The organism is Nocardioides maradonensis (assembly GCF_054777115.1).
The window spans coordinates 57,308-70,618 of record NZ_BAAHAZ010000017.1; the positions used below are offsets into that span (position 1 = coordinate 57,308).

General features: G+C 71.9%; 17 protein-coding genes and 1 tRNA gene. 14 read left to right on the top strand and 4 right to left on the bottom strand.

What is annotated here, in order from left to right:
- Positions 1 to 58 precede the first annotated feature (58 nt).
- From ACYVAQ_RS18505 to ACYVAQ_RS18515, 3 genes are read left to right on the top strand one after another with little or no spacing between them, the layout of a single operon-like run.
- Positions 59 to 622, top strand: coding sequence for a histidine phosphatase family protein (locus ACYVAQ_RS18505; RefSeq protein WP_460791927.1), 564 nt, complete (start codon positions 59 to 61; stop codon positions 620 to 622).
- 32 nt (positions 623 to 654) lie between these two features.
- Complete coding sequence (locus tag ACYVAQ_RS18510) at positions 655 to 1,314, top strand: DUF6758 family protein (RefSeq protein ID WP_460791928.1); 660 nt, start codon at positions 655 to 657, stop codon at positions 1,312 to 1,314.
- A gap of 11 nt (positions 1,315 to 1,325) precedes the next feature.
- Positions 1,326 to 1,913 (top strand): MarC family protein, encoded by a 588-nt coding sequence (locus tag ACYVAQ_RS18515; RefSeq protein WP_460791929.1) that lies wholly within the window; start codon positions 1,326 to 1,328, stop codon positions 1,911 to 1,913.
- 1 nt (position 1,914) lies between these two features.
- Here ACYVAQ_RS18515 and ACYVAQ_RS18520 read toward each other — a convergent pair whose 3' ends face one another.
- Entirely contained in the window at positions 1,915 to 2,676 is a 762-nt protein-coding gene (locus ACYVAQ_RS18520; protein WP_460791930.1) for an SDR family NAD(P)-dependent oxidoreductase, read from the bottom strand.
- A gap of 61 nt (positions 2,677 to 2,737) precedes the next feature.
- Between ACYVAQ_RS18520 and ACYVAQ_RS18525 the strand changes: the two genes are divergently transcribed.
- Positions 2,738 to 3,535, top strand: coding sequence for a ParA family protein (locus ACYVAQ_RS18525; protein ID WP_460791932.1), 798 nt, complete (start codon positions 2,738 to 2,740; stop codon positions 3,533 to 3,535).
- Positions 3,522 to 4,250 (top strand): L,D-transpeptidase, encoded by a 729-nt coding sequence (locus ACYVAQ_RS18530; RefSeq protein WP_460791933.1) that lies wholly within the window; start codon positions 3,522 to 3,524, stop codon positions 4,248 to 4,250. Before ACYVAQ_RS18525 ends, ACYVAQ_RS18530 begins: the two co-directional genes overlap by 14 nt.
- A gap of 64 nt (positions 4,251 to 4,314) precedes the next feature.
- Here ACYVAQ_RS18530 and ACYVAQ_RS18535 read toward each other — a convergent pair whose 3' ends face one another.
- Entirely contained in the window at positions 4,315 to 5,664 is a 1,350-nt protein-coding gene (locus ACYVAQ_RS18535) for a DEAD/DEAH box helicase (RefSeq protein WP_460791997.1), read from the bottom strand.
- A 293-nt stretch (positions 5,665 to 5,957) separates the two neighbouring features.
- Between ACYVAQ_RS18535 and ACYVAQ_RS18540 the strand changes: the two genes are divergently transcribed.
- Positions 5,958 to 6,665, top strand: a complete 708-nt coding sequence (locus ACYVAQ_RS18540) for a ferritin-like fold-containing protein (protein WP_460791934.1) — start codon at positions 5,958 to 5,960, stop codon at positions 6,663 to 6,665.
- Between the two features lie 55 nt (positions 6,666 to 6,720).
- Here ACYVAQ_RS18540 and ACYVAQ_RS18545 read toward each other — a convergent pair whose 3' ends face one another.
- Positions 6,721 to 7,608: a sterol desaturase family protein gene (locus ACYVAQ_RS18545; RefSeq protein ID WP_460791936.1), complete on the bottom strand. Its 888-nt coding sequence runs from the start codon at positions 7,606 to 7,608 to the stop codon at positions 6,721 to 6,723.
- A gap of 79 nt (positions 7,609 to 7,687) precedes the next feature.
- Between ACYVAQ_RS18545 and ACYVAQ_RS18550 the strand changes: the two genes are divergently transcribed.
- Positions 7,688 to 8,335 carry a TetR/AcrR family transcriptional regulator gene (locus ACYVAQ_RS18550; RefSeq protein WP_460791937.1) on the top strand — a complete coding sequence of 216 codons (648 nt, stop codon included), beginning with the start codon at positions 7,688 to 7,690 and terminating at the stop codon, positions 8,333 to 8,335.
- Here ACYVAQ_RS18550 and ACYVAQ_RS18555 read toward each other — a convergent pair.
- Positions 8,325 to 8,684 (bottom strand): YidH family protein, encoded by a 360-nt coding sequence (locus tag ACYVAQ_RS18555; RefSeq protein ID WP_460791938.1) that lies wholly within the window; start codon positions 8,682 to 8,684, stop codon positions 8,325 to 8,327. The two genes, ACYVAQ_RS18550 and ACYVAQ_RS18555, sit on opposite strands and share 11 nt — an antisense overlap.
- A 138-nt stretch (positions 8,685 to 8,822) precedes the next feature.
- Here ACYVAQ_RS18555 and eno point away from each other — a divergent pair, with 138 nt between their 5' ends.
- The 7 genes from eno to ACYVAQ_RS18590 all read left to right on the top strand — a co-directional run bounded on the left by eno (position 8,823) and on the right by ACYVAQ_RS18590 (position 13,311).
- Positions 8,823 to 10,100 carry a phosphopyruvate hydratase gene (gene eno / locus ACYVAQ_RS18560; protein ID WP_460791939.1) on the top strand — a complete coding sequence of 426 codons (1,278 nt, stop codon included), beginning with the start codon at positions 8,823 to 8,825 and terminating at the stop codon, positions 10,098 to 10,100.
- 15 nt (positions 10,101 to 10,115) lie between these two features.
- Positions 10,116 to 10,724: an FtsB family cell division protein gene (locus ACYVAQ_RS18565; RefSeq protein ID WP_460791940.1), complete on the top strand. Its 609-nt coding sequence runs from the start codon at positions 10,116 to 10,118 to the stop codon at positions 10,722 to 10,724.
- Complete coding sequence (locus ACYVAQ_RS18570; RefSeq protein ID WP_460791941.1) at positions 10,721 to 11,233, top strand: DUF501 domain-containing protein; 513 nt, start codon at positions 10,721 to 10,723, stop codon at positions 11,231 to 11,233. Before ACYVAQ_RS18565 ends, ACYVAQ_RS18570 begins: the two co-directional genes overlap by 4 nt.
- A complete protein-coding gene (locus tag ACYVAQ_RS18575) occupies positions 11,224 to 12,126 on the top strand; it encodes a Ppx/GppA phosphatase family protein (RefSeq protein ID WP_460791942.1) in 903 nt (300 codons plus the stop codon). Before ACYVAQ_RS18570 ends, ACYVAQ_RS18575 begins: the two co-directional genes overlap by 10 nt.
- A complete protein-coding gene (locus ACYVAQ_RS18580; RefSeq protein ID WP_460791943.1) occupies positions 12,123 to 12,647 on the top strand; it encodes a glycine cleavage system transcriptional repressor in 525 nt (174 codons plus the stop codon). The genes ACYVAQ_RS18575 and ACYVAQ_RS18580 overlap by 4 nt, the downstream gene beginning before the upstream one ends.
- Entirely contained in the window at positions 12,644 to 13,213 is a 570-nt protein-coding gene (locus ACYVAQ_RS18585) for a peptide deformylase (RefSeq protein WP_460791944.1), read from the top strand. Before ACYVAQ_RS18580 ends, ACYVAQ_RS18585 begins: the two co-directional genes overlap by 4 nt.
- Before the next feature lie 23 nt (positions 13,214 to 13,236).
- Positions 13,237 to 13,311, top strand: a tRNA-Leu gene (locus tag ACYVAQ_RS18590).

Here is a 13,311-nt window from a genome sequence, read left to right on the forward strand (position 1 = left end):
GTGCTCGCCAGCCGATACCGGTGAGGACCCCCGCTCTCGATCCTGGCACGGTTGACCCGTGGACAGCAGCGAACTCTGGATCGTCCGGCACGGCGCCACCGAGTGGAGCACCAACGGACGGCACACCTCCGTCACCGACCTCCCGCTCCTGCCCGAAGGGGAGGCCGGCGCGGCCGACCTCGCGCCACGGCTCGCGGGCGTCGGGTTCGCGCAGGTGCTGACCAGCCCGCTCGCGCGGGCCCGGAAGACGGCGGCGCTCGCCGGCTTCCCGGACGCCGAGGTCGACGACGACCTCGTCGAGTGGAGGTACGGCGACTACGAGGGCCTGACCACGCCCCAGATCCGCGAGTCCGTGCCGGGCTGGACGGTCTGGTCCGATCCGTGCCCGGGCGGCGAGTCCGCCGAGCAGGTGGGGGAGCGGCTCGACCGGGTGGTCGCCCGCGTCCGCGCGGTCTCGGGACGCACGCTCGTGTTCGCCCACGGTCACAGCCTCCGCGTGCTCACGGCGCGGTGGCTGGGACTGCCCGCCACCGAGGGCCGGCTGTTCCGGCTCGACACCTCGACGCTGTCCACGCTGGGCTACGAGCGCGAGAACCCGGTCGTCCTGCGCTGGAACGCTTGACGTCGGGCGCACCGCCCACCACGGTTGGGGCCATGAGCTCGCCCCTGGTCGCCGGATGCACCCGCTGCGCCGCACCGATCGCGCAGCTCGACGAGCTCACCTGGTCGTGCCCGGAGCACGGTGAGGTGATCCCGGTGTGGCGCCCCAGGGCCGCGACGTACGACGGCTTCGCGGCCCACCTGGAGCGGGCCGGCTCGTTCCCGACATACCTGCCGTGGCCGCTGGGCCCCGGCTGGACGGTGACCGACTTCGCGGTCGTCGCCAACGCCGAGTCCGCGCGCGCCACGCTGACGTGCGTCACCGGCAGCAGCGCGCTCGACGGACCCGTGGACGTGATCGTGATCAGCGAGGAGCCCGGCACCGGCCTCGGCGCCCGGGTGGCGGGCCTGCTCACGGGTGATCTCGGCGAGCGCGTGGACCCCGGTGGGGAGGTGGGCGAGGGGACCTCGCTGGTGAAGGTGCGGCTCGGCACCTATCCCGTCGGCCTGTGGCCGGTGTCGGTCAGCGGTGTCGGTGGCGAGCTCGACCGCTCGGTGCTCGCGGGCGAGGCCGAGGGGCGCTGGCTGTGGCTGGTGCTGCGGCCGGCCTCGGCGATCCTGCTGCTGCGCGACGACTGGATCCTGCGCGACGTCTCCGCGACCGGACCGCAGCTGGTCACGCTGCCCTTCGGAGGGCCGGCACCGCAGTGGTGAACCTCGTCCTGATGACCGAGGTCTTCGTGACGCTGTTCGTGATCATGGACCCGGTCGGCACGGTCCCGATCTTCCTGTCGCTCACGGCCGGCCGCTCGCCGGCCACGACCCGCCGCGCGGCCTGGCAGGCGGTCGGTGTCTCGTTCCTGGTCATCACCGCGTTCGCGCTCGTCGGCCAGCAGATCCTCAGCTACCTGCACATCACGCTGCCCGCTCTGCAGGGCGCGGGCGGACTGCTCCTGCTGCTCGTCGCGCTCGAGCTGCTCACTGGCAACGACCAGGAGCCCCAGGCGAACGGCGAGGTCAACGTGGCGCTGGTGCCGCTCGGCACCCCGCTGCTCGCCGGCCCCGGCGCCATCGTCGCCACCATGCTGTTCGTACGCCGGATCGACGGCGTATCCGACGGCCTGGCGGTCGCCCTCGGCGTGATCGGCGTGCACCTGACGATCTGGCTGGCCATGCGCTTCTCGCTGCCCATCGCCCGGATCCTGCGCGACGGCGGCGTGCTCCTGGTGACCCGGATCGCCGGCCTGCTGCTGTCCGCGATCGCGGTGCAGATGGTGGCCGACTCGGTCCGGGCCTTCGTCAACCAGGGCTGAGCTACTTGCGGCCCATGCCCTGCAGCCGCTGCAGCGCCGGGCGGGGGACCAGCCGGCTGACCGCCACGATCGCCTTGTAGCGCTTCGAGGGGATCGACATCGCCTTGCCGGCGTCGAAGTCGGCCAGCGCCTCGCGGACCAGCCGCTCGGGCTCGAGCCACAGCACCCGCGGAGCGCTCGCGTCGCGGTCGATGCCGAGCCGCCGGTGGAACTCGGTCTTCACGAAGCCCGGGCAGAGGGTCATCACGTTCACCCCGGCTCCGGCGTACTCCTGGTGCGCCCAGGCGCCGAAGCTGTTCACCCACGCCTTGGCAGCGCTGTAGGTGCCGCGCGGGAGGAACGCCGCGACGCTCGAGACGTTGATGACGCCGCCGTGGCCGCGCCGGACCATCCCGCCGAGCGCGGCGTGCGTGAGCCGTAGGACGGCGGTCACCAGGACGTCGTGCTGGGCGACCTCGAGCTCGACCGGGTTGTCGAGGAAGCGCTCCTTGAGCCCGAATCCGGCGTTGTTGACGAGCAGGTCGACCGGGCGGCTCGCGTCGGCGAGGCGGTCGGCGACGGTCTGGAGCTGGGCGGGGTCGGTGAGGTCCGCAGGGATCGTCTCCACCTGGACGCCGTACGTCGCCCGCAGGTGCTCGGCCACCTCGGCCAACCGGGCCGCGTCACGGGCCACCAGGACCAGGTCGTCGCCGCGGGCGGCGAGCTGGACGGCGAACTCGTGGCCGATGCCGGCGGTGGCCCCGGTGATCAGGTCGGTCGACATGCGGTCAGTCAAGCACGGGGATGCGGGCGCACGCGGGGTGAGTCCGGCATGATGGGCCACGATGTCCACGCCCCAAAGCACCGTGCTCGCCGTCGCCAACCAGAAGGGTGGCGTCGCGAAGACCACGAGCGTCGCCTCCATCGGCGCGGCGCTGGCCGAGGCGGGCCAGCGCGTCCTGCTCATCGATCTCGATCCTCAGGCCTGCCTGACGTTCTCGCTGGGCATCGACCCCGAGGACCTGGAGCTGTCGGTCCACCAGGTGCTGACCAAGGGCACGGCGGTCACCGACGTGATCATCACGACCGAGGACGGCGTCGACCTGCTGCCCGCCACGATCGAGCTCGCGCGCGCGGAGGCGGACCTGCTGACCCGCACCGGTCGCGAGCACGTCCTGCGCGGCGTGATCGAGGACCTCGTGGCCGCCGGCGAGCACTACGACTGGGTGCTGCTGGACTGCCCGCCGTCGCTCGGCGTGCTCACGGTCGCGGCGCTCACGGCCGCGAACGGCGTGCTGGTGCCGCTGCAGTGCGAGACCCTGTCGCACCGCGGTGTCGGCCAGCTGCTCGACACCGTGCACGACGTACGCCGCTTCACCAACCGCGACCTCGAGGTCTGGGGCGTCCTCCCCACGCTGTACGACGGACGCACCAACCACGCGCGCGCCGTGCTCGACACGATCAGCGACACCTACAGCCTCGAGGTCATCGAGCCGCCGATCCCGAAGACCATCAAGTTCGCGGAGGCCCCGGCCGCGGGCCGGTCGATCCTCGCGACCAGCCGCACCAGCAAGGGCGCGGCGGCCTACCGCGAGGTCGCGGCCAACCTGATCGAGCGGGCAGGACGTCGTGGCCGCCGGTAAGCGCGCCGCCCGTCCCGAGCCGAAGCGGCGCGCGACGCCGCCGAGTGGCCGGCACCGTGCGGTCAAGCCGCGCTACGGACGCATCGTCGCCGCCTCCATCGCCGCGGTCGTGACCCTGGTCGCGGTCGTGGGCGGATTCGGTTGGCTGCCGCATGGCGGCTCGCCGTCGGCGGCAGCGGCACGTCAGGCGGCCGCCCAGGTCCGGCAGCCCACACCCCCGGCCACGACGCCGAGCAGCAGCCCGTCGACCACGGCCTCAACCAGCGTGACGCCCCGCACCACCCAGGCCCGCACCGTGGTCCCGAGCACCGCCCTGCCCGCCGACTCAGGCAGCGGTCGACGCGTCGTCTTCAGCCAGAGCGAGCAGCGCGTCTGGCTGGTCAACCACAACGACGACGTACGCCGCACCTACCTGGTCTCGGGAAGCGTCACCGACAACCTGCAGCCCGGCACCTACCAGGTCTACTCGCGCTCCCGCTGGGCCGTCGGCGTCGACGACTCCGGCACCATGCAGTACTTCGTGCGCTTCACGCACGGCCCGACCGGCGCGGCCATCGGCTTCCACACCATCCCGCAGAAGGACGGCCAGCCGCTGCAGACCGCGTCCCAGCTGGGCACGCCGCAGTCGCACGGCTGCATCCGCCAGGCCACGCCGGACGCCATCGCGCTGTGGGACTTCGCGCCCGAGGGAACGACGGTCGTCGTCACGCCCTGACGGCCACCAGAGCCCAGGAACGCAACAGGCCCCGAGGCGAACCTCGGGGCCTGGTTGCATTGCATCAGCTCGCGTCGGCGGCGGGCTTGGAGCCGCTCGAGCGCCGGCGGCGGCGCCGGTTGCCCGAGCCGGCCGGCTTCTCGCCCTCGGCCTTGGGCCCGGACGCGGCGGGCGCGCCGCCCTCGACCGGGGCGCCACCGCGGGTGCGGGTGCGGTTCCGGTTGCGGTTGCGCGGGGCCGACGTACGCTCGCCGCCCTCGCGGGAGTCGCGCGGCTTGCGCTCGACGGGCGCCGGGGCGACGATGCGGCCCTTGGTGCCCTCGGGGATGCCCTGGTCGTGGAACAGGTGCGGCGAGGTCGAGTAGGTCTCGACCGGCTCGTCGAACGGCAGGTCCAGCGCCTTGTTGATCATCTTCCAGCGGTGCACGTCGGTCGCGTCGACCAGCGTGATCGCGATGCCCGAGGCACCGGCGCGGCCGGTGCGGCCGATCCGGTGGACGTAGGTCTTGTCGTCCTCGGGGCAGGTGTAGTTGACGACGTGCGAGACGCCCGCCACGTCGATGCCGCGCGCGGCCACGTCGGTCGCGACGAGGACCTGGATCTTGTCCTCGCGGAACTTCGCCAGCGCCTTCTCGCGCGCCACCTGGGCCATGTCCCCGTGCAGCGCGCTGGCCTTGAAGCCGCGCTCGACCAGGTCGTCGGCGACGCGCTGCGCCTGTCGCTTGGTGCGGGTGAAGACGACGATCTTGCCGACGTCCTCGGCCTGCAGGACCCGGCCGATGATCTCGGGCTTGTCCAGGTCGTGCGCCAGGTAGATGAACTGGGCGGTGGCGGGCACGGTCGCGTTCTCGTACGACGACTCCGCGCGGATGTTCATCGGGTGCCGCATGTGCATCCGGGCCAGCGCCACGATCGCGGACGGCATGGTCGCCGAGAACAGCATGGTCTGCCGGGTCTCCGGGGTGAGCCGGAGCAGCTTCTCGACGTCCGGCAGGAAGCCGAGGTCCAGCATCTCGTCGGCCTCGTCCAGCACGAGCGCGTGCACGTGGGAGAGGTCGAGGACCTTGCGGTTCGCCAGGTCGATGAGACGTCCGGGAGTGCCGACGACGATGTCGACGCCCGCCTCGAGGGCCTCGATCTGCGGCTCGTAGCCGACACCGCCGTACACGGCGAGGGTGCGCAGGCCGCGGTCCTCGGAGGCCAGGGTGACGTCGCTGTAGACCTGCAGCGCGAGCTCGCGCGTCGGCGCGACGATGAGCGCCTGCGGCTTGCCCTGCGGGATCTCGGAGTAGTCGGGGTCGCTCGGCGCGACGCTGCGCTGGATCACCGGGATGCTGAAGGCCAGCGTCTTGCCGGTGCCGGTGCGTGCCTGGCCGATCAGGTCGGTGCCCATCAGGGCGACCGAGAGGGTCATCTCCTGGATGGCGAAGGGATGCACGATCCCCTTGCGCTCCAGTGCGTCGCAGATCTGCGGCATGACGCCGAGGTCGCGGAAGGTCGGGGTGGTGCTCTGTTCAGTAGTCAGTGTCGTGTCGCTCTCAGGAGTGTCGTCAGCCGGTCGGCAGGCGCCAAGGTTTCGAAGCGGCTGACTCACACTCAGCCGCGCACATACGTGGGTCGGGGTGACCCGGGCGGGCGGCCCGATCGCTCTCTCGAGCGGCCCGGGCAGCGTCTCACCGGTTTCGATGGTATCGGTACCCTGCGCGCATGCCTGCATCCAGCGGCTCGGGGGACGGCACGGAGGTGCCGGAGGACCCGACGTACCGGGCGGCCGTGGTGGACCTGCTCGGCGCCGTCGCGTACGGCGAGATCTCCGCGTTCGAGCGGATGGCGGACGACTCGCGGCTCGCGCCGACCCTCGAGGACAAGGTCGCGCTGGCCACGATGGCGAGCACCGAGTTCGGCAAGGTCGCCCGGCTGCACCAGCGGATCCGGGACCTGGGCGGCGACCCGTTCGCCGCGATGGCGCCGTTCCGCTCGCCGATCGACGACTTCCACGCCCACACCGGCCCGGCCGACTGGTTCGAGGGCCTCGTCAAGGCGTACGTCGGGGATGGGCTGGCCGACGACTTCTACCGCGAGATCGCGGCGACCCTCGATCCCGAGACCCGCGACCTGATCCTGTCCTCGATGCAGGAGGGACCGCACGCGGCCTTCGTCGTGGCGCGGGCGCGTGCCGGCATCGAGGCCGACCCGCGGCTCGGTGGACGCTTGGCCCTGTGGTCGCGCCGGCTGATGGCCGAAGCGCTCACCCAGGCCCAGCGGGTCGCGGCCGAGCGCGAGTCGCTCACGGCCTTCCTGGTGGGCGGGGCCGCCGGCGTACCGGCCTGGGACCTGGTGGAGATCGGCCGGATGTTCGGCAGGCTCAGCGACCGCCACGCGGAGCGGATGCGACGACTGGGTCTGCAGCCGTAGGTCGGCTTCGCCGACGGCTCGCAGGCTCGCCGAAGGCGCTCGCTCCGCTCGCCGCTCAGCTGTTCCGCGCGACCAGGCTCGCTTCGCTCGCGGTCTCGCGGGGCATCCACCCGGGCGGCCCGAACACGTAGCCCGCCCGCTCCCGCCAGCTCGACGTCGACCGGACGCTGCGGATGATCTGCGCGTAGTCGCCGTACTGCAGCTTGAGCATGTTGTAGGTGTTGACCGGCTTGGTGAGTCCGTACGTCGGCCGCTGGAGCTCGGGCTGGAAGGTGCCGAACATCCGGTCCCAGATGATGAGGATGCCCGCGTAGTTCTTGTCCAGGTAGATCGGGTCCGAGCCGTGGTGCACCCGGTGGTGCGACGGGGTGTTGAAGACGAGCTCGATCGGGCGGGGGAGCTTGTCGATCTGCTCGGTGTGGGTGAAGAACTGCCAGATCAGGTTGATCGAGAACGCCAGGTAGAGCGTCCACGGCGCGAAGCCCAGCAGCGGCAGCGGCAGGAAGAAGACCGCGTCGAACCAGGGGTTCCACTTCTGGCGGAGGGCCGTGCCGAAGTTCATGTACTCCGAGGAGTGGTGGGCCTGGTGGGCGGCCCAGCCGAGGTTCACCCGGTGCACGAAGCGGTGCACGGTGTAGAAGCACAGGTCGAGCCCGGCGATGACGAGCACCCAGTACCACCAGGTGTCGGTGGGGAGGTGCCAGGGCGCGAGGTGGTCGTAGGCCCAGACGAACAGGAAGAACGAGGCGATCTTGAAGCCGGTGGTGAAGACGAGCGAGATCGCGCCCATGCCGATGCTCGTCCCGGCGTCCTTGGCGTTGTAGCCGGTCGACTCGTCGTGGTCGAGCCACTTCAGCGCGGCCAGCTCGAGGGCGATGCTGAGCAGGAAGAACGGGATCGCGTACGTCAGCGGGTTCTTCCAGGGGTCCAGCAGCTCGTGCATCGGTCGTCCTCGGGCGGTCGATGGGATGTGACTTGGCGGTAAGTTACCACGAAGTCATATCGCGCGCTAGGGTGTTCCCGTGACCAGGGCGAAGACGGGTGGACGCACCGGGACGAAGGGTGTCGCGCGGGCCGACCGGGAGGCGCAGATCCTCGCGGTCGCCGGCGAGGTCTTCGCCGAGCGCGGTGCCGCGCTGGCGTCGGTCGCCGAGATCGCCGAGCGTGCGGGCATCTCCAAGCCGCTGATCTACAACTACTTCGGCTCCCGCGAGGGCCTGCTGTCGGCGTGCCTCGCGCACGCCGCGGAGGTCATCGTCGCCGAGATCGAGCGCTCGGCGGGCCTCGGCGAGGTGGGCCTGGCACGCGCCCTGGTGACCCTCGACGGCATCTTCGTCGCGCTCGCGGACCGCCCCTGGATGTGGACCCTGGTCAACGACCCGACGCTCGCGTCGGTGGCGGAGGTGGCTGACGTGCTGGCGCCGTACCGGCACAAGGTCGAGGCGCTCGCCGTCGATGGCGTCGGCGAGCTGATGCACCTGGCCGGCGACGACGACGAGGACGACGTGTCCGCGATGGTCGCCGTGTGGAGCAGCGTCTTCGACGCGCTGGTCACCTGGTGGGTCGCCCACCCCGGCACGACCGCGGAGGAGATGAGCGCACGGTGCGCTCGGCTGTTCGGGGCCGTCTTCGGGGCGATCCTCGCCTCGGCCGACCCGGTCAGCGAATGACGGTGGCCGCCAGGGCCGTGAGGACCAGCAGCCCGACGCCGACCGCGAAGACCATGCCGCCGGTGAAGCCCGGCATGGAGGCGCCGGTCCGCACCGCCACCTCGGTACGCCGCCACCGCAGGTAGGCCTGGCTGACGGCGACGGCCGCCAGCACCAGGGCGATCACGGACAGCGTGACGCTCACCCACGTGGGGAACCCGAGGGCCGGTGCGTGCACGGCGACGGCGCCGCCGGTCAGGGCCAGGGCGGTACGGATCCACGCCAGGAAGGTGCGCTCGTTGGCGAGCGAGAAGCGCGGGTCGGGGTCGGTGCCGCGGTCGTACACGCTGTGGGGGAGGCGCGGGGTCACGGCGCACAGCATGGCACCGCACCATGTCGTCGCGCTCAGGCCGTGTCGCCCGCACGGTGGGTGCTGCCGGATCCGGCCGGTCGCGGCGACTAGGGTTGCGTCACGACAGCCCCCTCCCAACTTCCTGGAGCAACGCACGTGGCAGCGATCGAAGCCGTCGGAGCTCGCGAGATCCTCGATTCTCGCGGCAACCCCACCGTCGAGGTCGAGGTCCTGCTCGACGACGGGTCCTTCGCCCGGGCCATGGTGCCCAGCGGCGCCTCCACCGGTGCCTTCGAGGCCGTCGAGCTGCGCGACGGCGGCGACCGGTACGCCGGCAAGGGCGTGCAGAATGCCGTCGACGCGGTCATCCAGAAGCTCGGCCCGGCGCTCGAGGGTCTCGACGCGGCCGACCAGCGGCTGATCGACCAGACGATGCTCGACCTCGACGCCACGCCGAACAAGGCGAACATCGGCGCCAACGCGATCCTCGGCGTCTCGCTCGCGGTCGCCCGCGCCGCGGCCGACTCCGCGGACCTCCCGCTCTACCGGTACGTCGGCGGCCCGAACGCCCACGTCCTGCCGGTGCCGATGATGAACATCCTCAACGGCGGCGCGCACGCCGACACCAACGTGGACATCCAGGAGTTCATGATCGCCCCGATCGGCGCTCCGACCTTCCGCGAGGCGCTGCGCATGGGCGCCGAGGTCTACCACGCGCTGAAGTCGGTCCTGAAGGACCGCGGCCTGTCCACCGGTGTGGGCGACGAGGGCGGCTTCGCCCCCGACCTGGAGTCCAACCGGGCCGCGCTCGACCTGATCGCCGAGGCCGTCGGCAAGGCCGGCTACGAGCTCGGCAAGGACGTCGTGCTGGCGCTCGACGTGGCGGCCACGGAGTTCTGCACCGACGGCTCGTACACCTTCGAGGGCGCGCAGAAGTCGGCCGACGAGATGATCGCCTACTACGCCGACCTCGTCGCGAGCTACCCGATCGTCTCCATCGAGGACCCCCTCGACGAGGAGGACTGGGACGGCTGGAAGTCGATCACCGACCAGCTCGGCGGCAAGACCCAGCTCGTCGGCGACGACCTGTTCGTGACCAACGTCGAGCGGCTGCGCCGCGGCATCGCCGGCGGCCAGGCCAACGCGATGCTGGTCAAGGTCAACCAGATCGGCTCGCTCACCGAGACCCTCGACGCCGTCGAGCTCGCCCACCGCAGCGGCTACCGCAACATGATGAGCCACCGCTCCGGCGAGACCGAGGACACCACCATCGCCGACCTCGCGGTCGCGACGAACTGCGGCCAGATCAAGACCGGCGCCCCGGCCCGGTCCGAGCGGGTGGCGAAGTACAACCAGCTGCTCCGCATCGAGGACGAGCTCGGCGACGCCGCCGTGTACGCCGGCGCGTCCGCCTTCCCGCGCTACCAGGGCTGATCCGGAGGACTCGCCATGGCCGACCCGCGTCGCACCAGCCGCAAGCCGGGGCGCCCCGCCAAGGGACGCACCAGCCCGGCAGCGGCGGCGCGGTCGGCCGAGGCGGTCGCCCGGCGGGACGCCCAGCGGGAGAAGGTCGCCGCCCGGGCCAAGGCCGTGGCGGAGGAGAAGCACCGCACCCGGCTGACCGGTCGGGCCGCGATCCTCGTGCTCGTCCTCGCCGCGCTGGCGGTCTCCTACGCCTCGTCGCTGCGTGCCTACCTGGCCCAGCGCAGCCAGACCGACCAGACGTTGAGCCACATCAACGCGGTGACGGGCAGCATCACCGAGTCCCAGCGCGAGATCGAGCGCTGGAAGGACCCGGCGTACGTCGCGCAGCAGGCGAAGTCGCGCTTCGGGTACGTCGCCCGCGGTGAGACGCCGTACGTCGTCGTCGACGGCAACGGCAGGCCGCTCGACGGCACCTCCCAGCTCTCCGACCCTGCGACGGTCGGCAAGGCGTCGACCCCGACCTGGTACTCCACGGCCTGGGCGTCGATGAAGGTCGCGGGTGACCCGCCGACGACGATCCCCGCCCCGCAGGACGGCACCATCACCGCGCCGAAGGGATCGACCGCCCAGTGAACGACTTCGCCGGCCCCTTCACGGCCGACGACGAGGCGGCCGTCGCCGCTCAGCTCGGTCGTGAGTCCCGTGGCGTGCACGCCGTCGGTCACCGCTGCCCGTGCGGCAACCCCGACGTGGTCGTCACCGAGCCCCGGCTCCCGAACGGCACGCCGTTCCCGACCACCTACTACCTCACGTGTCCGCGGGTGAACTCCCTGATCGGGACCCTCGAGCAGTCCGGGCTGATGCGCGAGATGCAGGAGCGGCTCGGCACCGACGAGGAGCTCGGCGCGGCGTACCGTGCCGCGCACGAGGCCTACCTGCGCGACCGCGCCGAGGTCGGTGCCGCGCACGATCTCGACGTCCCCGAGATCGAGGGCATCTCGGCCGGCGGCATGCCGGACCGGGTCAAGTGCATCCACGTGCTCGTCGCGCATTCCCTGGCCGCGGGCCCGGGCGTCAACCCGCTCGGTGACGAGGCGCTCGAGCTGCTCGGCGACTGGTGGAGCAAGGGTCCGTGCGTGTAGCGGCGATCGACTGCGGCACCAACACCATCAAGCTGCTGATCGGCGACCTGCCCGAGGTGTCGGTGCGAGAGAGCCGGATGGTGCGGCTCGGTCAGGGCGTCGACGCCACCGGACGGCTGGCCGACGAGGCACTGGTCCGCGTGTTCGCGGCCATCGACGAGTACGCCGCACTCATCCGCGACGCCGGCGTCGAGCGGATCCGGTTCTGCGCCACCTCTGCCACCCGCGACGCTTCGAACGCTGCGGTGTTCACAGCCGGTGTCCAGGAGCGGCTCGGCATCACGCCCGAGGTGCTCTCGGGCGAGGAGGAGGCCCGGCTGTCGTTCGCGGGGGCCGTCCTCGGGTTGCCCGACCTCGCGACGCCCGTGATGGTCATCGACATCGGTGGTGGGTCCACCGAGCTCATCCTCGGTACGCCGGACGGCGGGCCGACGCACGCGCACTCCATGAACATCGGCTCGGTGCGCCTGCACGAGCGCCGGCTCGGTGGCGACCCGCCGACCGACGAGCAGATCGCGGCCTGCGTCGCCGACATCGACGCGGCCCTCGACGCCTGCCCGGTCGACCCTGCCGACGCTGCCACGATCGTCGGCGTGGCCGGCACCATCACGACCATCGCCGCGGGCGTGCTCGGCCTGGCGGCGTACGACCGCGAGGCGATCGACCGCCAGGTCCTGGACGTCGCCGACGTGCAGCGGCAGGTCGACGAGCTCGTCGCGATGGCGGTGGCCGACCGCCTCACCCTCGGCTGGATGCACCCGGGTCGTGCCGACGTGATCGACGCCGGCGCGCTGGTGCTGTCGCGGATCCTGCGTCGCTCGCAGCTGTCCACCATCACCGTCGCGGAGACCGACATCCTCGACGGCATCGCCTGGTCCATAATCGGCCGGTGACCTCCGACCTCTACGCCGTGACCGTGCTCGGCCACGACCGCCCGGGCATCATCGCCGCCACGACCGCGGGTCTGGCCGGCCTCGGGCTCAACGTCGAGGACTCGACGATGACGCTGCTGCGCGGGCACTTCTCGATGATGCTGCTGTGTCGCGGCGACGTCGCGGCCTCCGACATCGAGGCGGCCCTGGCGCCGCTCGCGGCCGACGGCTCGCTCGACGTCGCGGTGCGGCCGGTGGGCGACGACCCGGCCGCCACCGCCCCGGGGTCGCAGTGGGTCCTCACCGTGCACGGTGGCGACCGCCCCGGGATCGTGTCCGAGGTCGTCGGCGAGGTGGCCGCGGTCGGCGGCAACATCACCGACCTGACGACGCGGCTGGCCGGCGAGCTCTACCTGCTCGTCGCCGAGATCGACCTGCCGGCCTCGGCCGACGCGCAGGCGCTGGAGCGGGCCGTCCGGGAGGCCGCGGGGCGGGTCGGTGTCACCGCGACGCTGCGCCCGATCGAGGCCGACGAGCTGTGAGCGAGGGCCCTGGGGCGAGCGAAAGGCTCGCTGCCTGGACCGAGGCCGAGCTCGGCGTCGAGGGCAGGGTGCGCGACGTCGTACGTGCTCCTGCGGAGGTCCTCTCCGTCCGCGGTGCCGACGTCGACCCCACCGATCCCGAGGTCGTCCAGCTCGCGGCCGACCTCGTCGCCACCCAACGCGTCAGCCCGGGCTGCGTGGGGCTGGCGGCCAACCAGGTCGGCGTCTCGGCGCGGGTGTTCAGCGTCGACGTCTCCGAGCACCCGAAGGCCCGCACCCACCACGGCATGTTCGTGCTCTGCAACGCCGAGGTCGTCGCCGCGTCGCGCAACGAGAAGGCGCGCGAGGGCTGCATGAGCGTGCCCGACCTGACCGGCGACGTGAAGCGCGGGTCGCGGATCACCGTGCGCGGTCAGCTGCCGGGCACGGGGGAGTGGGTCGAGGTCGCCACCGATGCCTTCGAGGCGCGGGCGCTGCAGCACGAGATCGACCACACCGACGGCTACCTGTTCCTCGACCGGGTCGCCGGTGCGCACGCGATCTTCGCGCGCCAGACCTACTTATGACCGGGATGACACAGTGAGCGCACGCCCCCGTAGCCCAATCGGTCAGAGGCAGCTGCCTTAAAAGCAGCCCAGTCTGGGTTCGAGTCCCAGCGGGGGCA